This window comes from Paenarthrobacter sp. NPDC089714, assembly GCF_044748905.1.
Taxonomy (GTDB): domain Bacteria; phylum Actinomycetota; class Actinomycetes; order Actinomycetales; family Micrococcaceae; genus Arthrobacter.
In genome coordinates, this window is the sequence record NZ_JBIVGX010000006.1 from 213,554 (window position 1) to 233,140 (window position 19,587).

General features: G+C 64.1%; 15 protein-coding genes. 9 read left to right on the plus strand and 6 right to left on the minus strand.

Translation table 11 applies throughout. The features are described from left to right. Nucleotides 1–223 precede the first annotated feature (223 nt). Nucleotides 224–1,486 (minus strand): DNA polymerase IV, encoded by a 1,263-nt coding sequence (gene dinB, locus ACIPY3_RS13075; protein WP_400334666.1) that lies wholly within the window; start codon nucleotides 1,484–1,486, stop codon nucleotides 224–226. A gap of 74 nt (nucleotides 1,487–1,560) precedes the next feature. On the opposite strand from dinB, the gene ACIPY3_RS13080 reads away from it, so the two are divergent. Together ACIPY3_RS13080 and ACIPY3_RS13085 are read left to right on the plus strand one after the other, a co-directional pair. Next, nucleotides 1,561–2,118: a hypothetical protein gene (locus tag ACIPY3_RS13080; RefSeq protein WP_400334668.1), complete on the plus strand. Its 558-nt coding sequence runs from the start codon at nucleotides 1,561–1,563 to the stop codon at nucleotides 2,116–2,118. Nucleotides 2,119–2,126: 8 nt separating this feature from the next. Then, complete coding sequence (locus ACIPY3_RS13085; protein WP_400334669.1) at nucleotides 2,127–3,212, plus strand: polyprenyl synthetase family protein; 1,086 nt, start codon at nucleotides 2,127–2,129, stop codon at nucleotides 3,210–3,212. A gap of 73 nt (nucleotides 3,213–3,285) precedes the next feature. Here the strand turns inward: ACIPY3_RS13085 and ACIPY3_RS13090 are convergent, their stop codons facing one another. Further along, complete coding sequence (locus ACIPY3_RS13090) at nucleotides 3,286–3,639, minus strand: Rv2175c family DNA-binding protein (RefSeq protein ID WP_400334671.1); 354 nt, start codon at nucleotides 3,637–3,639, stop codon at nucleotides 3,286–3,288. A 260-nt stretch (nucleotides 3,640–3,899) separates the two neighbouring features. On the opposite strand from ACIPY3_RS13090, the gene ACIPY3_RS13095 reads away from it, so the two are divergent. Together ACIPY3_RS13095 and pknB are read left to right on the plus strand one after the other, a co-directional pair. Beyond that, nucleotides 3,900–5,249 carry a LysM peptidoglycan-binding domain-containing protein gene (locus tag ACIPY3_RS13095; protein ID WP_400334673.1) on the plus strand — a complete coding sequence of 450 codons (1,350 nt, stop codon included), beginning with the start codon at nucleotides 3,900–3,902 and terminating at the stop codon, nucleotides 5,247–5,249. Between the two features lie 75 nt (nucleotides 5,250–5,324). Then, entirely contained in the window at nucleotides 5,325–7,364 is a 2,040-nt protein-coding gene (gene pknB / locus ACIPY3_RS13100; protein ID WP_400334675.1) for a Stk1 family PASTA domain-containing Ser/Thr kinase, read from the plus strand. 67 nt (nucleotides 7,365–7,431) lie between these two features. Here the strand turns inward: pknB and ACIPY3_RS13105 are convergent, their stop codons facing one another. Together ACIPY3_RS13105 and ACIPY3_RS13110 are read right to left on the minus strand one after the other, a co-directional pair. Further along, nucleotides 7,432–8,835, minus strand: a complete 1,404-nt coding sequence (locus ACIPY3_RS13105; RefSeq protein ID WP_400334677.1) for a class II 3-deoxy-7-phosphoheptulonate synthase — start codon at nucleotides 8,833–8,835, stop codon at nucleotides 7,432–7,434. A gap of 66 nt (nucleotides 8,836–8,901) precedes the next feature. Further along, complete coding sequence (locus tag ACIPY3_RS13110; protein WP_400334678.1) at nucleotides 8,902–9,693, minus strand: lysophospholipid acyltransferase family protein; 792 nt, start codon at nucleotides 9,691–9,693, stop codon at nucleotides 8,902–8,904. 106 nt (nucleotides 9,694–9,799) lie between these two features. Here ACIPY3_RS13110 and ACIPY3_RS13115 point away from each other — a divergent pair, with 106 nt between their 5' ends. Genes ACIPY3_RS13115 through ACIPY3_RS13125 form a run of 3 tightly spaced genes read left to right on the plus strand, consistent with a single transcriptional unit; the run spans nucleotide 9,800 to nucleotide 11,902 of the window. After that, nucleotides 9,800–10,588, plus strand: coding sequence for an alpha/beta hydrolase (locus ACIPY3_RS13115; RefSeq protein ID WP_400334679.1), 789 nt, complete (start codon nucleotides 9,800–9,802; stop codon nucleotides 10,586–10,588). After that, complete coding sequence (locus tag ACIPY3_RS13120; RefSeq protein WP_400334681.1) at nucleotides 10,585–11,388, plus strand: alpha/beta hydrolase; 804 nt, start codon at nucleotides 10,585–10,587, stop codon at nucleotides 11,386–11,388. The genes ACIPY3_RS13115 and ACIPY3_RS13120 overlap by 4 nt, the downstream gene beginning before the upstream one ends. Beyond that, on the plus strand, nucleotides 11,375–11,902 hold the full coding sequence (locus ACIPY3_RS13125) for a hypothetical protein (protein ID WP_400334683.1): 528 nt from the start codon (nucleotides 11,375–11,377) through the stop codon (nucleotides 11,900–11,902). Before ACIPY3_RS13120 ends, ACIPY3_RS13125 begins: the two co-directional genes overlap by 14 nt. 26 nt (nucleotides 11,903–11,928) lie before the next feature. On the opposite strand, the gene ACIPY3_RS13130 is transcribed toward ACIPY3_RS13125, so the two are convergent. Next, a complete protein-coding gene (locus ACIPY3_RS13130) occupies nucleotides 11,929–12,987 on the minus strand; it encodes an ROK family protein (RefSeq protein WP_400334684.1) in 1,059 nt (352 codons plus the stop codon). 186 nt (nucleotides 12,988–13,173) lie between these two features. Between ACIPY3_RS13130 and ACIPY3_RS13135 the strand changes: the two genes are divergently transcribed. Beyond that, a complete protein-coding gene (locus ACIPY3_RS13135) occupies nucleotides 13,174–14,985 on the plus strand; it encodes an AMP-dependent synthetase/ligase (protein WP_400334686.1) in 1,812 nt (603 codons plus the stop codon). A gap of 78 nt (nucleotides 14,986–15,063) precedes the next feature. Here the strand turns inward: ACIPY3_RS13135 and ACIPY3_RS13140 are convergent, their stop codons facing one another. Beyond that, nucleotides 15,064–18,459: a pyruvate carboxylase gene (locus ACIPY3_RS13140; protein WP_400271606.1), complete on the minus strand. Its 3,396-nt coding sequence runs from the start codon at nucleotides 18,457–18,459 to the stop codon at nucleotides 15,064–15,066. A 307-nt stretch (nucleotides 18,460–18,766) separates the two neighbouring features. Here ACIPY3_RS13140 and ACIPY3_RS13145 point away from each other — a divergent pair, with 307 nt between their 5' ends. Beyond that, nucleotides 18,767–19,576, plus strand: a complete 810-nt coding sequence (locus tag ACIPY3_RS13145) for a ParA family protein (RefSeq protein WP_400334688.1) — start codon at nucleotides 18,767–18,769, stop codon at nucleotides 19,574–19,576. Nucleotides 19,577–19,587 lie beyond the last annotated feature (11 nt).

Consider the following 19,587-nt stretch of genomic DNA (forward strand, 5'->3'; position numbering starts at 1 on the left):
GCCAGCGTCTGGACGGACCGCGGCCTTTGCGTCTGTTTCCAGAACGAACGGATCCGAGAATTGGTTCCCCATGAATTCCTGCGAAGGTAAGCAGGCTTCCCGGGGCCGATAGCTCAGGAAACAGCAGTCCAGACGATCTAAATATCTGTACTCCTTAGGATAGTTTGTCCAGCGCCGTTCTGAAAGACGGGCAAACAGCTCGAATGGAGCCCCGAGCCGCGGCTCAGGGCTCCTCGGGAGGCTTGCCGGGCTCCAGTAACCGCGCTGGAAGGAGTGTCTTGGAACCAAACCGCTCGGCAACCCGGTCCAACGCCTGCTCGGCCGCCCTCCAATTGTCGTCCCGGCGATCAAAACTGAGCTGCATGGACGTTTGGCCGGCAGCCTCCAATTGCTCCGCGCGGACGCCCACCAGTCTGACACTCAGCGGACGGGGACCCAGCGAGTCCAGGAGCTGGACGGCCACCTGGTAAATGAGCTGGGCGCTGTCCATGGGAGTCTGCACGGTCCTGCTACGGGTCACGGTGGAGAAGTCCGAATAACGCAGTTTCAGGGCCACCGTACGTGTCAGCATTCCGGCGCTCCGCAGCCGTCCGGCGACCCGGTGCGACAACCTGAGCAACTCCCTGTTCAGCAGTGAAGGATCCGCCGTGTCCGTGGTGAAGGTCTCCTCGGCCCCGATGCTCTTTTCAAGCCGGGTGGGAGTCACCGGGCGGGGGTCCACACCCATGGACAGCCGATGCACGTGTTCGCCGCTGGCACCCAGAACCTTCTTGAGTGATGCGCGCGGAGTTGCGGCGACGTCGGCTACCGTTCGGATCCCGAGGCGCGCCAGGACCTCCGCGGTTTTTCCGCCGACGCCCCACAGCGCATTCACCGGCAAACTGTGCAGGTAGGCCACCGTGTCCGCGGCGTCGATCTTCAGGATGCCGTCCGGCTTGCAGCGCGTTGATGCGATCTTGGCCACGAATTTGGTCCCGGCAATTCCCACCGATGCAGTGATGCCGAGTTCGGACTGTACGCGACGGCGGATCAGCTGGCCGATCTCCAGCGGCGGACCCAATCGACGGATGGCACCTCCCACATCCAGGAAGGCCTCATCCACGCTCAACGGCTCGACGAGATCCGTGATGGAAGCGAAGATGTCCATGATCTGCCCGGAAACCTCGTAGTACAGCTTGTGGCGGGGTTGGATTATAACGGCAGCCGGACACGTCCTCATGGCTATGGCCATGGGCATGGCTGACTTCACTCCCGTTGCGCGGGCTTCATAGGACGCGGAGAGAACCACGGAGCGTTCGGCCGGGAAACCGACAATCACCGGCTTGCCCCGCAGGTCCGGCCGGTTCCGGAGTTCCACTGAAACAAAAAAGGCGTCCATGTCCACATGCAGGATGCTGGTGCGCCGAAGTTCGCGCAAGGCGTCCGCAGCACTGCGGGCCGACCCGTGGTCCGTTTCCGCGCCGCCGCCAACTGCATCCTGCCTCACAACGGCAATACTATGCCCGGCCACTGACTAAACTGGAGGAACGCCCCGGCGTCAGCCAACGGAAGGATACCCCTGTGAAGCTCCCTGGAACTGCCCACGTGCGAGGACTTGCCCTGATCGCAATCACCGTCGCCCTGGCGGCTTCCGCCTGCACCCCTGCCCCCCAGGGGTCCGCTGCTCCGTCGGCCTCCAGCTCTTCTACCTCAGCGGCCCCGGCGTCCTCCACGCCTACAGCAAGCACCACGGGATCCCCTGCCAGCAGTCCGGCCACGCCTGCCCCCAGCGCCACTGCCACTGTCGGAGCGTTGGTTGAAGGCTTCCCCCAGCAACTGATTCCGGTGATGCCAAAAACGTCCGTCCGTTCCAGCAGCTTCGACAAGACGGCGTCCCCGGCCACGGTGGCCTTGGTCGGAACCGTCAAGGCTCCGCCGGAAGGCGTGGTGGACTACTACAAGGCATCCTTGGAGGCCCAGGGCTTCAAAGAAGTTCCCGGATCCGGAACGGTGGGCAACGTCACCTCGATCGACTTCATCCGGGGTGACGGCGAAACAGTTAATCTTTCTGTCCGCCAGAAGGAAGGCGTCTCCACCTTTACCATCGGCGCCAATGTGGCGGCCGGTTCCGTCAAGTGACCGCGCACGTGCAACAGCTCCAGGCGGAACAGTCCCGGTTCATCCTGGGCGTGGCGGACCATCTCGAAGCCTTCCTGTCCTCACAGCAGGACATCATGGCGACAGTGTCCCCCGACGTGGAGCCCCTGCTGGGCTCAATCTCGAGCCTGGTCACGGGCGGCAAGCGGCTGCGTGCCCTCATGTGCTATTGGGGTTGGCGGGGGGCCGGCGGCGCCGAAAACCACCAGGACATCCTGACGGCAGGCTGCGCCCTGGAACTCTTCCAGGCTGCCGCCTTGATCCACGACGACATCATCGACCGTTCAGACACCCGCCGCGGTGGCCCCAGTGTGCACAAGCGATTCAGCCAACTGCACGAGGTCAACGGCTGGGCCCTGGACAACGAACGGTTCGGCCAGGCGGCCGCCATCCTGACCGGAGACCTTTGCCTCTCCTTCAGTGAAGAATCGTTTACCCGGATCGGCCCCAGGGCGGCAGCCGGTTCCCAGGCCCGGTCCATCTTCAACCTCATGCGGGCCGAAGTGATGGCCGGACAGTACCTGGACATCCTTGAGGAAGTGGCCGGTCCGGTCCGGGAGCGTGCGGGATCAGTGGATCGGGCCAAGGCGATCATCCGTTACAAGTCGGCCAAGTATTCAACAGAGCATCCCCTTGCGCTGGGCGGCGCCCTCGCCGGTGCACCCGCGGAATTGCTCAGGGGCTACTCGGCCTTCTCCTTGCCACTGGGCGAGGCCTTCCAAATGCGTGACGATGTCCTGGGCGTGTTCGGCGATCCGGAAACCACTGGCAAACCTGCAGGCGACGACCTCCGCGAAGGCAAACGTACGGTCCTGGTGGGATTTGCCATCAATATGGCGTCCGCTGCAGACGCGGCCCACGTAGACCAACTCCTGGGAAAGCAGGACCTCAGCGCGGAGGAAGTTGACCGCATCCGTCACATTATTGTCGAATGCGGCGCCTTGGACGCCACTGAGTCGCTCATTGCGGAACTCAGCGACCAGGCATTCGCGGCGCTCGAACAGCTGCCTCTGGCGGAATTGCCGCTTTCGGCGCTCCGCCATCTGGCCGAGGCGGCCGTTAGCCGCGCGGCCTGACCCATCAGGCAAGGTACTTAAAAGGAATCGACGGCGGTGTGGCACCGCCGTCGATTCCTTTTGTTTGGTCCTGCTACCAGGCCAGGGATTGGGCCCTGCGCCTGATTTCCGTCTTTCGTCCTTCACGCAGTGCATCAATGGGACGGCCGCGCAGGGACTCATCCGGCGTGAACAGCCAGACAATCAATTCCTCGTCGCTGTAGCCCGCATCGCTGAGGACGGCAACGGTCCCCTTAAGGCTGTCCACGACGTGTCCATCCTGGATAAACAGTGCCGGGATGGAACGGATATTCCGTTCACCCCGCCTGACGGCCACCATCGCGCGCTCGTCGAGCAGTCCGTGGACTTTGGTGATGGTGACATCCAACAACTCGGCGACATCGGGCAGGGGCAGCCAGTCGGTTACAAGGTTTTCAAGATTACTCACGGATCAAGGGTGCCATGACGCCCCACCTCCCGCCTAGCCGAATGCTTTCAGGGAGCGGGCATTCCTGTTTCACCCTCCACGGCTTTCCCGCCTGATTTCGTCAATCGCGAGGAATTGTTGTGCCGATGGAATAAGTATGAGAGATTCACTTTGATCACACTTGCACCATTGATAACAACTGCATCATTGATAACATCAGTAACATTGGTAACAGCGGCAATACCCAACCATCCCCCGCTGCCGAGATGAGGACTCACTTCATGACCACGCCCCGCTCGACGAAACGAACCATGAGCATGCCCGTCATCGCGGCAACCACGGCTGCGCTTCCTGCAGTGGTGTTGTCCTCGCTTGCAGTGGCCCAGCCCGCCACGGCAGCCCCGTTGCCGCAGCCGCGCAAGATTCCGGCTACGCTGGCCGCCGCGATCCAGGCCCAGGCTGCCCAGGCCGCACATGTCATCCCCGCGCAGTCCGTCGCGTCAGCGCTTCCCGCAGCGCTGCGCCCCATGGCACCGTCCGTCCCGGACACATACAAGATCGTCAGGGGCGACACCATCAGTGCCATTGCCCACCGGTTCAGCCTGGACACCAACGAGGTGTTGAAGCTGAACAAGCTCACGGCCACCACGTTGATCTATCCAGGCCAAACCATCCAGCTCAAGGGCACGGCGCCCGCGGCCACTCCCGCTCCGGCACCTGCCGCTGCGCCTACCCCGGCTGTCTCATCGGATGCTGCTGCGACGTACACAGTGGTGTCCGGCGACACCTTGGGGGCCATTGCGGCCCGGCATGGAGTTCCCCTGTCCAGCATCTTCAGCTGGAACAACCTCAACGGAAGTTCCATCATCTACCCCGGCCAGAAGATCAAGGTCAGCGCTGGTTCCTCCGCACCCGCCCCGTCCGCTCCGGCACCTGCCCCGGCTCCATCCGCGCCGGCGTCGGGCTCCGGCACCTACACCATCAAGGCCGGTGACACCCTCAGCTCCATCGCATCCCGGCAGGGCGTCTCCCTGTCCGCGCTCATGAGCGCCAACAACGTCACCGCCACCACTGTCATCTACCCCGGCCAGAAGCTGACCATTCCGGGAAGCAACAGCCTGGCGCCGGCGTCGAGCACCACGCCTTTGGTGCCCAGTTCCTTCCTTGGCTTCACTTACCCGCCCGCGGTGGTGAGTTCGGCAAACGAAAACAAGGCCCTGCTCAACGCTTCACCGGTGCCCAGCCGTGCCGAAATGAAGACGATCGTGGCGGACACTGCCCGTCGCATGGGCGTGAGCCCTTCGCTGGCCTTGGCTTTCGCGGAACAGGAATCCGGTTTCGACCAGCGCGCTGTCTCTCCCGCCAACGCCATCGGCACCATGCAGGTCATCCCGTCGTCGGGCGAGTGGGCCTCGGACCTGGTAGGACGAAAACTGAACCTCCTGGACCCCTATGACAACGCCACTGCCGGCGTAGCCATCATCCGCGCCCTGGTTGCCACGTCCAAGGACCTGGACACCGCCATCGCCGGTTATTACCAAGGTCAGTACTCGGTGAGCAAGTACGGCATGTATGACGACACCAAGCGATATGTGGAGTCGATCAAGGCCCGCCAGCGCACCTTCGCCTGAGAGCCCTGCCAAGCACGTGAAGAGGCCCGGATTCCGCTGGAATTCGGGCCTCTTCCACGCCTCGACTAGGATCGTATGGTGCAAGAACCTCAGCAGGACCACCTGATCGGAACAACCGTGGACGGGCGCTACCTGGTGCGCTCACGCCTCGCGAGAGGCGGAATGTCCACGGTCTACTTGGCGACGGACCAGCGCTTGGAACGCGATGTGGCCCTGAAAGTCCTGCACCCCCACCTGGCCAATGACCAGACTTTCCTGGAACGCCTGAGCCGCGAGGCCAAGGCAGCCGCAAGCTTGTCCCACCCCCACGTGGTGGGTGTCCTGGACCAAGGCGAAGACGGCCACATCGCCTACCTGGTGATGGAATACGTCAAGGGCCACACGCTCCGCGATGTGCTGGACGAGCAGGGCGCCCTCCCTCCCCGGCTGGCCCTGGCCCTGATCGATCCGGTCATTGAGGGACTGGCGGCAGCCCACGGATCCGGCCTCATCCACCGGGACATCAAGCCCGAGAATGTGCTCATTGCCGACGACGGCCGGATCAAGGTGGGCGACTTTGGACTGGCCAGGGCTGTCACCGCCACCACCAGCACCGGCGCCCTGATCGGCACCGTCGCGTATCTGGCTCCCGAACTGGTGCTGGGTAAAGCCGCCGATGCCAGGAGCGACATTTACTCAGCCGGGATCATGCTTTACGAGATGCTGACGGGCAAGCAGCCGTACGCCGGCGACTCCCCCATCCAAGTGGCCTACCAGCACGTCAACTCCGCCGTGTCGCGGCCTTCCGAGGCCGCGCCCGGATTGGCTCAGGACCTGGACGAACTGGTCCAGTGGTGCACTGCGGTGGACGCCGAGAACCGCCCAGTGGACGGGACCGCGCTGTTGTCCGAGCTCCGCCATATCCGCACCTCGCTCAGCGACGAGCAACTCGACCACAAGCAGGCGTCCTCGAACGGGCATCTGCCGGCGACGGCCCCGGTGCGCTACGGGGAGCACCCAACGGAGGCCATCCCGGCCACGTCTTCGCCCACGGAGTTCATTTCCCACCAGAGCAACCCGACAACCGTGATGGCCTCGGCCGCTCCCCAGGGACGCGCCACCATACCCGGCGTTGACGATCCCGTCCGCACGCCCGGAAAGCGCGAAGCGAAACGGCTTGAAAAGCAGGAATCCAAGGACCGTGCCCGGGCGGCGGCCACTCCGGTCCGGCCCCTCCGCGAGGGAAATCCACGGCGCCGTGGGGTGATCTGGGCGATCGTGATCGTCATCCTGGCGCTCCTGGCAGGTTCCGCGGGATGGTTCTTCGGCATGGGTCCGGGATCTCCCGGTACCGTCCCGGATGTAAAGAACAAGACCGTTGCCGAAGCACAACAACTCCTTCGCACCGCCGGATTCCAGTCGGAACCGCAGGACGTCTTCGACGACGACATCAAGGCCGGCCTCACTGTGGGAACCCAGCCCGAATCCGGTGCGCAGGTGAGGAAGTTCCAGCCCATCACGCTCTTTGTGTCCAAGGGCGCCCAACTGTTCGCGCTTCCCGGGCTGACGGGCGGAACACTCGATGACGCCAAAAACGCCCTCAACACCGCGCAAATGGCCCTGGGCAACGTAACCCAGGCCTTCGACGACAAGGCACCTGCCGGCGTCGTCCTCTCACAGGACCCGGCCAAAGGCACCGAAGTCCGGCACGGCACGCCAGTAGCACTGGTTGTCTCCAAGGGTCCGCAGCCCATCCCGGTGCCGGATGTCAAAGGCCAACCGCAGGACGCCGCCGTCAAGGCGATCCAGGACGCCGGGCTGAAGGCCGTGATCGCGCCGGAAACCGTGAATGACAAAACCGTGCCCAAGGGATCGGTCGTGACGCAGTCCCCAGCCAACGGAACCCTCATCAAGGGCGACTCTGTGACGCTGACCGTTTCCAAGGGCCCCAAGTTGGTCAAGGTTCCGAGCTTTGTTGGCAAGCAGGCCAAGGACGCCCGGAAGCAGCTCGAGGATCTGGGGTTCGAGGTCAAAGTCAACGAGATCCTGGGCGGTTTCTTCGGCACGGTCCGGGACCAGAACCCGGTCAACAGCGAGGTTCCCGAGGGTTCCCTCATCACGCTGACCGTGGTCTAGGAGACCAACCAAGCATAAAAAGGCGCGGCCCGGAAATCCGGACCGCGCCTTTTTCGTAGGGGGACGTCTACCGCTTGGCGAGGGCTCCTGCCACCAGGAAAGCCATCTCCAAGGACTGCATGTGGTTCAGCCGCGGGTCGCAGACCGACTCGTAGCGGTCCAGGAAGGCATCCTGGTCGATCGGGTCGGCGCCGCCGAGGCACTCGGCGACGTCGTCTCCGGTCATCTCCACGTGCAGGCCACCGGGAACGGTTCCGAGGGCGTGGTGGACCTCGAAGAACCCGCGGACCTCGTCAATGACGTCGTCGAAGTTGCGGGTCTTGTAGCCGTTGGGCGAGGTGACGGTGTTGCCGTGCATCGGGTCGGTCACCCAGAGCACCTGGGCGCCGGAAGCCGTGACACGCTCGACGACGGCGGGCAGCTTCTCGCGGATGTTCTTGGCACCCATACGGGTAATGAACGTCAGGCGGCCCGGTTCGCGGTTGGGGTCCAGCTTGTCGATCAGGCGCAGCGCGTCGTCACCGCTGGTGGTGGGGCCGAGCTTGACGCCAATCGGGTTGCGGACACGGGACAGGAAGTCCACGTGGGCGTGGTCCAGTTCGCGGGTCCGCTCGCCGATCCACAGGAAGTGCGCGGAGGTGTCATACGGAAGTCCCGTGCGCGAGTCGATGCGGGTCAGTGCGCGCTCGTAGTCCAGGAGGAGTGCCTCGTGGCTGGCGAAGAACTCCACGCGCTTGAGCGCCTCGAAGTCCGCGCCGCAGGAATCCATGAACTTGATGGCGCGGTCGATGTCACGGGCCAGGGATTCGTACCGGGCGTGGGCAGGGTTTTCCGTGAAGCCCTTGTTCCACTGGTGGACCAGGCGAAGATCAGCGAAACCGCCCTGCGTGAAAGCCCTGATCAGGTTCAGCGTGGAAGCCGAGGTGTGGTAGGCCTGAAGCATCCTGCCGGCGTCGTGGGCGCGGGACTCGGGAGTGAAGTCGTAACCGTTGACGATGTCTCCGCGGTAGGCGGGCAGGGTGACGCCGTTACGGGTTTCATCGTTCGAGGAACGCGGCTTGGCGAACTGGCCGGCCATGCGGCCCATCTTGATGACGGGCATCGCGGCACCATAGGTGAGGACCACTGCCATCTGGAGGATGGTCTTGACGCGGGCGCTGATCTTGTCGGCAGTGGCAGCCTCGAAGGTTTCGGCGCAGTCGCCACCTTGCAGGAGGAAAGCCTGCCCCTGTGCGGCAGCGGCCAAGCGGTCCCGGAGGACGTCTACCTCACCGGCGAAAACCAGGGGCGGAACGATCGACAACTCCCTGACGGAGGCCTTGAAGACCTCTGCGTCGGCCCAGGAAGGCTGCTGCGAGATGGGCAGGTCACGCCAGGCATCGAGTCCGGGATAGTTCGCGGCACCGCTCTGGGCGGTGCTGGCAAGCGGATCTGCTACAGATGGTGCGGTGTTCGCGGTTAGCTCAGTCACCCTACAAGAGTAGTAGCCCGGGCGGGTCTTGGGGCACAGCACCCGTAACCCATCTTGCCGGATGCGTCACAGTGTCCCGCCGGAGGGGCCCATGCCGCTGCCGGGCTCGTCCCGGTCTTCCTCGATCCCACCGGGGGCTTCCTCCGCGGCTTCGACCTTCCGTACCGGCTCCGGGCCCTTGCCTGCCAGCCTTGCCTTGACCACTGCCGCATACTCATCCACATATTCCTGCCCGGACAACCTCATGAGTTCATACATGATTTCGTCCGTGACGGCCCGCTGGATGTGCCGGTCTTCCTCCATGCCGTAGTACCGGCTGAAGTCCATGGGTTGACCGAAGATCAAGCCGATCCGCCGGATGTTCGGCAGCCTCTTTCCAATGGGCTGCACCTTTTCCGTTCCGATCATGGCCACCGGCACCACGGGAACCCGCGTCTGGAGGGCCAGGCGGGCGACGCCCACCTTGCCACGGTAGAGCCGGGCATCCGGACTGCGTGTCCCCTCGGGGTAGATCCCCAGCAGGCCGCCAGCGGCCAGCACATCCTTGCCTGCCTGCAGCGACGTCTCCGAGGCCGCGCCGCCCGACCGGTCCATGGGCAACTGGTTGCTCAACCTGAAGAAAAGGGCCGTCAACCTGCCTTTGATGCCCTTGCCCGTGAAGTACTCCGATTTGGCCAGGAAGACCACAGGCCGGTGCACCATCAACGGAAGGAAGATCGAGTCCGAAAATGACAGGTGGTTCGATGCCAGGATGGCGGCACCGTCCGCTGGAACGTTGTCCAGGCCTTTGACCCAGGGCCTGAACAGGAGTTTGACGATGGGACCGAGGAAGATCCTCTTCATGACCCAATAGAACACGGTTGTCCTCTCACGGCCGATGGCAGATGCCCTCCCGGCTGCGGCCAGGATTCAACAGCAACCCTACTCCAGTGAGAAATGCCCGGAACAGTGACACGATGGAGCCATGACGGAACCACATCAAGCGGCGGCCCCACTGGCTTTCCACCACCCGGGCCACGGGGAAAACGCCTCCACGGGTATCGCCATCTGCCATGGATTCACCGGTAGTCCCCAGAGCGTACTCCCCTGGGCGGAGTACTTGGCGGATCGGGGCTTCGCCGTCTCGGTGCCGCTTCTCCCGGGACATGGAACCAACTGGCGGGATCTTGCCACGACCCGCTGGCAGGACTGGTACAGGGCTTTCGAAAGGAGCTACCTGGATCTCGCCGGACAAACCAATGCCTGCTTCGTTGCCGGACTCTCCATGGGCGGGGCCGTCGCCCTGCGCGTGGCTTCACTCCACCCTGTTCCAGGCCTGGTGTTGGTCAACCCCGGTTTGAGCTTCTATGACCGCCGGGTGCGCTACGTGGGTGCCCTGAAGTACGTCATGCGCACCACGTCCCCCATTGAGGAAGAGAAACCGACAGCGGCCGCCACGGAGGACGGCGACTATTCGAAGACGCCGTTGCAGTCCGTCCACGAACTCAAGAAGCTTTTCAGGCACGCGACGCGCGCCTTGCCCCAGGTCCACGCACCCGCGTTGGTGTTCAAGTCGGCTGTGGACGGCGTCATCCCGCCAAGTTCCGTGGCCACGATTGCCAAGCACCTGGATCCGTCCCGGCTCCGGGTGGTCTCCCTCCCCGGCAGTGGACATGTGGCCACCTTGGATGTGGATGCCCCCACTATTTTTGAAGAATCCGCTCAGTTTTTCCGCCGTCATGCCGGCGACAGAGTAGCCTCGGAGACATCATGAACAAGCTTCCCGATTCTGCTCCGTTCCGCAGCGCCTCCATGGGCTCCGGACCCCGCATTGGCGTGGTCATGTCCCACGGATTCACCGGAAGCCCCCGCAGCATCAGGCCGTGGGCGGAGCACTTGGCGGACGCCGGTTATGCCGTCAATCTTCCGCTGTTGCCCGGCCACGGGACAACGTGGCAGGACATGGCCACGCGCTCCTGGCACGAGTGGCACCGGGCAGTGGACCACGCCTATCTGGAACTTGCCGAAGAGTGCGACTACGTCTTCGCCGCAGGACTGTCCATGGGCGGCACCTTGGCCCTGCGGATCGCCGCCACCCGACCTGTGGCGGGCACCATCGTGGTCAACCCGGGGATGGTGCTGGATGATCCCCGCGCAGTGATCGTGGGCGCGTTGAAGTACGTCCTGAAAAGCACACCGGCGATCGCCAACGACATCCTCAAACCGGACCAGGACGAGGGCGCCTATCCGCGGACGCCGGTTGCGGCAGCCCACCAGTTGAAACTGATGTACAAGGACACGGTGCGCCTCCTCCCCCGGATCAACGCCCCTGTCCGGGTGTTCCGTTCAACGGTTGACAACATCGTGTCCGACGCCAGCCTGGCCATCCTGCAATCGCGGGTACAGGCCAACGTGGATGTCAGCTACCTCAGGAACAGCTACCATGTGGCAACCCTCGACAACGACGCTCCGGAAATTTTCTCGGGCACTGTTGGGTTCATCCAGAAAACCCTGGCGGCACTGGCCGGCAGCGGGCCATCGCTCGAAAAGGATAAAGCCAATGAACAGGCCTGATCCCAACTCAGCCGACCAAAGCGCCAATAAGGACGACGACGCCGTATGGCTGGACCTGGTAGCACGCCTGGAGGCGACCGAATCTTCGCCTTCGGACGCGGAACCCGCGGGCGCCCCGGATCCCGGAGCCGACCGTAAATCCTTCCAGGATTTCGACCCGCTGGGCCTCTCGGCTCCGGGTGCAGGGCAGGACGCACCAGGCACTGATGCACCTCGCCAGCAGCATGGTTCCGGTTTCCCCTCAGGTCCCCGGGACTACGATGTGGCCGACGACGACGGCGCCTTCGTTCCGGAGGAACCGCCGAGCCTGGCGGGAACGGAGCCGCTGACCATGCTGGCGTGGTTCGGCGCCGTCGGAGGCCCGCTCGCCCTGTTGTTCACGGCCATGTTCTGGCGCTCGGCACCCTTGGCAGCGATCCTGGGGATCGTGGCAGCCTTTGTTGCCTCGGTGGTCTACCTCATCATGCGGCTTCCGCGCGAAAAGAACGAGGACGACGACGGCGCACGCATCTAGGCGCGCAGCCTCCTGCGGTTGAATGCCTAGCTGTGAGCGCGTCCGCTGACCCGCGACAGATCGGCTGCGCCAATCATCCCGGCCCGCGGCCCCAGCGCAGCGAGTTCGATCCGGGCCATCGGCCGGAAGCCGCGTCCAGTCAGGTTCTTGGCGAACGCCGCCCTCGCCGGATCGGCCAAGAGATCGCCGGCGTCGCACAATCCGCCGCCAATGACGAACATACCCGGGTCCAAGGCCGCTGCGAGATTGGCGAGCCCAAGGCCCAGCCACTCACCCTGATCGGCAATAAGTTCCTTGGAAGTGGCGTCACCGTTCAGTGCCAACGTGGTCACTGCAGCTCCGGTGATGCTGTCCGCCACGCCGCCGGCCTTTTCAAGGAGGCCCCGGCCCTCGGGTGAGTTGGTCTTGACGAGTTGCCTGGCTTCACGGCCCAGGGCATTGCCTGAAGCGTACTGTTCCCAGCAGCCCCGGTTTCCGCATTCACAGCGGTGGCCGCCGGGGAAGATGATCTGGTGGCCGAACTCGCCGGCCACGCCAAAGCGGCCGCGCTCCACGCGGCCGTCCATCACCATGGCGCCGCCGATCCCGGTGCCCAGGGTGATGCACACCAGGCGGCTCTCTCCTTGGCCGGCGCCAAAGCGCCATTCCGCCCACGCGGCGGCATCGGCGTCGTTGGTCAACAGGACCGGGCGCCGCAAGAGGTTCTGGAGGCTTTCGCGCAGGGGCTCGTTGCGCCAGGCCAGATGCGGGCTGAACAGGACCGTTCCGCCGTCGAGGTCCATCCATCCGGCGGCCCCAATACCCACGGAAGCGATCCGGTGATCGGCACTGAGCTCGTCCACCAGTTCCACGATGGTCCGCTCGACGGCCCGGGCATCGGCCCCCGGAGTGGCACGGCGGGCTTCGGCCAGCACCCGGCCGTCGGCGTCGATCACGCCGGCGGCCACCTTGGTTCCGCCGATGTCGATGCCGATGGCCAGCCCACGCCGGCCAAGGTGGCTGCGGCGGGCGCCCCACGGAACGTCTGTCCAACCGGCAACAGGAGGCCGGAGCCGGGGACGCGAGCTTGACCGAATTCGAGGCATCCCCTCATCCTATTCCGCTGCCCCGGGCAGCCCGGCATCGGGCGTCGATCGTGGCGCCAAGTTGCCCAAAATGGCGGGCGATCCGTAAAGTTACTCGCCAGTAGGTGAAATCGGACACACCTCCATGAGTGGGCATACTAGAGTGGACAGTGCCCCTTGTGGCCCGTGGATATCAAAGGAGCTGCCGTGCGTGAAATCAGTGTTCCTCCCCTCGTCAATGTCGCCCCCGAAACCAACATCACGGACTTCGTTGTCCGGGAGGCCGCGAAGGCATCCAACCCCGCACTGTTTTCCAAGCTGGACAGCCAAGGCCAATGGCAGGACATCCGTGCCACCGATTTCCTCGCCGACGTCAAAGCCCTGGCCAAGGGCCTGATCGCCAGCGGCGTAGGCGCGGGCGACCGCGTGGGCATCATGTCCCGCACCCGCTACGAATGGTCCCTGGTGGACTTTGCCATCTGGTTCGCCGGCGCCGTCTCCGTGCCGATCTACGAGACATCCTCGCCGTCGCAGGTTGCTTGGAACCTAGGTGATTCAGGAGCCGTGGCAGCGTTCGGCGAAGCCGCCCATCACGAGGACATCATCCGGCAGGCCGTCGCTGCCGAGGACATCAGCACTGTCACGAACGTCTGGCAGCTTGAAGGATCCGGGCTGGACGCCCTTCGCGCCGCCGGGGCTGACGTCAGCGATGACGAGCTGGAAACCCGCCGCTCGGCGGCCGGCCTCTCCGACCTCGCCACCATCATCTACACCTCCGGCACCACAGGCCGCCCCAAGGGCTGCGAACTGACCCACGGCAACTTCGTGGAACTTTCCGAGAATGCCCGTGCAGCACTCGGCGAGATCATCAACGAGTCGGGGAAGACCATCATGTTCCTTCCGCTGGCACACGTCTTCGCCCGTTTCATTTCCGTCCTGGCGGTAGCCGGCGGCGTCCAAGTTGCGCACACCCCGGATATCAAGAACCTCCTCGGCGATCTCCAGAGCTTCCAGCCGACGTTCATCCTCGCCGTACCCCGCGTCTTCGAAAAGGTCTACAACTCGGCACTGACCAAGGCAGAGGACGGCGGAAAGGGTGCCATCTTCCACCGTGCGGTGGACACCGCGATCGAGTACTCCAAGGCACGCCAGTCCGGCTCCTTGGGATTCGGCCTCAAGATCAAACACGCGGTCTTCGACAAGCTCGTGTATGGCAAGCTCCGCGCGGCCATGGGCGGGCATGTTGCCCACGCAGTTTCGGGAGGAGGCCCGCTCGGCGAACGCCTTGGCCACTTCTTCCAAGGCATTGGCCTCCAGATCCTGGAAGGCTACGGCCTCACCGAAACCACGGCACCGATCTCGGTGAACACGCCGTCGATGATCAAGATCGGCACAGTGGGAGCGCCGCTTCCGGGCAACGCGGTCAAGATTGCGGACGACGGCGAGATCCTCACCAAAGGCGTCTGCGTGATGCGCGGCTACTACAAGCGCGAGGACCTCACCGACGAGACCTTCGTTGATGGCTGGTTCCGGACCGGAGACATCGGTGAACTGGACAGCAACGGCTTCCTGAAGATTACCGGCCGCAAGAAGGAAATCATTGTCACCGCCGGTGGCAAGAACGTGGTCCCGGCACTCCTTGAGGACCAGATCCGGGCAGATGCACTGGTCTCCCAAGTGCTCGTGGTGGGCGACAACCGCCCGTTCATTGGGGCTTTGGTGACCCTCGATGAGGAAGCCCTGCCGGGCTGGCTTGAACGCCACGGACTCCCGGGTTCCACCACCCTGGAAGAAGCAACTGACAACGCCGTAGTGAAGGCAGCAGTCCAGGAACTCATCAGCAAGGCCAACCAGTCCGTCTCGCAGGCCGAGGCGATCAAGTCGTTCCGGATCGTTCCCTCGGACTTTACCGAGGCGTCCGGCCATTTGACTCCTTCGCTCAAGGTCAAGCGCGCACAGGTCATGAAGGACTTCGACACCGTGATCGAGGATATGTACTCGGCCCCGCGGGCCTCCTAGGACCTCCCGGTAAAAAGTCCATAGCAGCAAAGAACCCCGCCAGGAAAATTTCCCGGCGGGGTTCTTTCAGTTCAGTGGCTAGCCGACCACGAGCAGCAAATCGCCGCCCTGGACCTGCTCCACCGCGGAGATGGCGAGGCGGGAAACCGTTCCTGCCACGGGTGTGGTGATTGACGCTTCCATCTTCATGGCTTCGATGGTGGCAACGGTATCGCCGGCCTTGACTTCATCGCCAACCTTCACGGTCACCGTGACGGCACCGGCGAACGGTGCCGCGACCTGGCCCGGCTGGGCGGGATCGGCCTTCTCGGCGGCCTTGACGTTGCTCACCACGGAACGGTCACGGACAACCACCGGACGGGACTGTCCGTTGAGCGTGCACATCACCGTACGCATGCCCTTTTCATCGGCTTCGGAAACAGCTTCCAGCTGCGCGATGAGCCGGACGCCCTTCTCCAGTTCGATGATGTGCTCTGCACCGCGCTGCAGGCCGTAAAGGTAGTCGCGCGTATCAAGGACAGAGATGTTGCCGTACGTGTCAACGCTCTTCTGGTAGTCCTTGGTGGGACCGGCGAACAGGAGACGGTTAAGCGTCTGCTGGCGGGTCTTGGAATCCGCTTTCAGCGCGGCGCTGTCCTCTGCGCTGATCTCGACGTCGCGCACCTTCACACTGCGGCCTTGGAGGGCTTTGGTGCGGAACGGCTCAGGCCAGCCTCCGGGAGGATCACCGAGTTCGCCGGAGAGGAAACCGATGACGGAATCCGGAATGTCGTAGTTCTGCGGGTTCTCGTTGAAGTCGGCAGGATCGGCGTTCAGTCCCACCAAGTGCAGGGCGAGGTCACCCACCACCTTGGACGACGGGGTCACCTTGACGAGGCGGCCAAGGATCCGGTCGGCAGCCGTGTACATGTCCTCGATGGCCTCGAACTGCTCACCGAGACCCAGGGCGATCGCCTGCTGCCTGAGGTTGGAGAGCTGGCCACCCGGGATTTCGTGCTGGTAAACCCGGCCTGTGGGTCCCGGAAGGCCGGACTCGAAGGGCGCGTACACACGGCGCACGGCTTCCCAGTACGGTTCGAAGGCCCCCACGTTCTCCAGGCTGAGGCCTGTGTCCCGCGGCGTATTGGCCAAGGCTGCCACGAGGGCAGAAGCTGCCGGCTGGCTCGTCGTACCAGCGAGCGAAGCGGCTGCAACGTCGACGGCGTCCACACCGGCGTCGACAGCGGCGAGCAGCGTTGCAAGCTGTCCTCCGGCGGTGTCGTGCGTGTGCAGGTGGACCGGGAGGTCGAACCGCTCGCGCAGCGCGGAAACCAGCTTGGCCGCCGCGGCCGGACGCAACAGGCCGGCCATGTCCTTGATCGCGAGGATGTGGGCACCGGCGTCGACGATCTTCTGGGCGAGGTCCAGGTAGTAGTCGAGCGTGTACAGCTTCTCTTCGGGGTCAAGCAGGTTGCCGGTGTAGCAGAGAGCCACCTCGGCGACTGCCGTCCCCGTGGCACGGACGGCGCGGATGGCAGGAGCCATCTGGTTCACGTCGTTCAGCGCGTCGAAAATGCGGAAAATGTCGATGCCGGTGGCAGCGGCTTCGTTGACGAACGCTTCCGTGACTTCTTCCGGGTACGGTGTGTAGCCAACGGTATTCCGGCCGCGGAGCAGCATCTGGATACACGTGTTGGGCAGTGCCTGGCGCAAAGCAGCCAAGCGGTCCCATGGGTCTTCGCCGAGGAAGCGAAGCGCGACGTCGTACGTGGCTCCACCCCAGGCTTCGACGGAAAGCAGTTCCGGCAGCAAAGCCGTGACCGCAGGGCCGGCAGCAACAAGATCGCGGGTGCGCACGCGGGTGGCCAGGAGGGACTGGTGGGCATCACGGAACGTGGTGTCCGTGACGGCGAGGGCCTGCTGTTCGCGAAGGGCCTTGGCGAAACCTTCCGGACCAAGTTCCTGGAGGCGCTGACGTGAACCCGAGGTGGGCACTGGGCCATCGATAACCGGCAACTTGTCGGCCGGGTCCGACTGGACCGTCAGTTCCCCGTTGGGCTTGTTCACCGTAACGTCTGCCAGCCAGGTCAAGAGCTTGGTGCCACGGTCCGCCGAAATGTGGGACTTGAGCAGTTCGGGGCGCTTGTCGATGAAGTCAGTGGCCACGTTGCCGGCGTTGAAGTCCGGGTCCGCCAGGACAGCCTGCAGGAACGGGATGTTGGTGGATACGCCGCGGATACGGAATTCGGCGAGGCCGCGGCGGGCGCGGGCGACTGCAGCCGGGTAGTCACGTCCGCGGCAGGTGAGCTTGACCAGCATCGAGTCGAAGTGCGGGCTGATCTCGGCACCGGAGTAAACGGTACCGCCGTCGAGCCTGACACCGGCGCCCCCGGCCGACCGGTAGCCGGTGATCTTTCCGACGTCCGGACGGAAACCGTTCGCGGGGTCCTCGGTGGTGATGCGGCACTGCAGTGCGGCGCCTTTGATCGCGACGGTTTCCTGGCTCAGCCCAAGATCGGCGAGGGTCTCGCCCGAGGCAATGCGCATCTGGGCCTGGACCAGGTCCACGTCCGTGATCTCTTCGGTGACCGTGTGCTCAACCTGGATGCGTGGGTTCATCTCGATGAAGACATGCTGGCCTGCGCGGGCACCCTCGGTGTCCACCAGGAACTCGACGGTTCCGGCGTTGACGTAGTTCAGCGCCTTCGCGAAAGCGACTGCGTCGCGGTAAAGGGCCTGGCGGATGTTTTCGTCCAGGTTCGGCGCCGGAGCGATTTCCACCACCTTCTGGTGGCGGCGCTGCAGCGAACAGTCACGTTCGAAGAGGTGCATGACGTTGCCCTCGGCGTCGGCAAGGATCTGCACTTCGATGTGGCGGGGACGCAGCACGGCCTGTTCAAGGAACATCGTGGGATCGCCGAAGGCGGCATCTGCCTCGCGCATGGCGGACTGAAGGGCTTCGGGGAGCGCTTCGCGGGTTTCGACGCGGCGCATGCCACGGCCGCCACCGCCGGCGACTGCCTTGGCGAAGATGGGGAAACCGATCTCATCCGCTGCCGCGATCAGCTCATCCAGGTCCTTGGACGGCTTGCTCGATTTCAAGACGGGAACGCCGGCCTTGCGGGCAGCCTCGAGGGCAGCAACCTTGTTGCCTGCCAGCTCGAGCACCTCGGCGGGCGGGCCGACGAAAGTGATGCCCTGGGCCGCTGCCGCGCGGGCGAGGTCCGGGTTCTCGGACAGGAAACCGTAACCGGGGTAAATGGCGTCGGCGCCGGCTTCCTTGGCGACGCGGACAACCTCCTCCACGTCCAGGTAGGCGCGGACCGGGTGGCCCACCTCACCGATCAGGTAGGCCTCGTCAGCCTTCTGCCGGTGGATCGAGTTACGATCCTCGTGCGGGAAGACGGCAACGGTTTTTGCGCCCAGTTCATAACCAGCGCGAAACGCCCTAATCGCGATTTCTCCGCGATTGGCCACCAGAATTTTCGAAAACATACTTCTCCTGCATCATTGCGGGTGGATCGGTCGGTGGTCACAGTGTGTAGTGCCGCCAGCATCAAACACAAATCTTTGTGGCAACCATCACAACAGTATTCGTCATGTGCGCTGTATGTGGGTACGGAGGACCATAAGGCGTGATATGTCAGGCCGTTCGCAGGAGTCCCCCGGGCGCGTAGAAAGCGGGATTCGGGGGCCGTGCACCATATGATGTTCAAGGGGCTTCGGCAAGTCCCGGGCTCCAGCTCTGCAGGAGCGGAAAACAGCGCGATACGGCAACCGGCGTTAGGTTTTGGGTTTTCAAGTGCAAGTAGTCAGCATCAGCAGCCTTAAAGGCGGCGTGGGAAAGACGTCCGTGACAACCGGCCTCGCCTCGGCGGCCCTCGCAGCAGGAATTTCCACCTTGGTGGTGGATCTCGATCCCCACGCCGATGCCACCACCGCCCTTGGCGTCCAGCCCAACGGAAAGCTGGACATCGGGCGGATGCTCAAGAGCCCGCGCAAGGCCAGGCTCCCCGAGAACGTCTCCGGCAGCAGCTGGGTTTCCAATGGTTCCAGCAATGGGACACTGGACGTCGCCGTCGGCTCGGCACTGACAGGCATCTATGACCGGCCGGACCTCGGCCGCAGGGATCTTCGGCGCCTCTCCGCCGTCCTCGCGGGGACCAGTAGCTATGACCTGGTTCTGGTGGACTGCCCACCGTCACTCAACGGGCTGACCCGCATGGCCTGGAGCGCCAGCGATCGCGTAGTGCTCGTGGCTGAGCCCGGACTGTTCTCCGTTGCCGGAACCGAGCGGACCATGCGCGCCATCCAATTGTTCAAGCAGGAATTTGCACCGAACCTGGCCCCGGCGGGCATCGTTGCCAATCGTGTCCGGACAGGATCGACGGAACACGCGTTCAGGCTTGCCGAAATGGAATCCATGTTCGGGGAACTCCTGCTGAGCCCGCACATTCCCGAACAGGCAAACTGGCAACAGATCCAGGGTGCAGCCCATTCGGTGCATCACTGGCCCGGCGACTCGGCCAAGAACTCCGCCAAGCTTTTCGATGCCCTGCTGCAGAACCTCATCACAGGTCCATCAGCATCCCAGGCCCGCCGCCAAGGCTGAGCCACCCACTG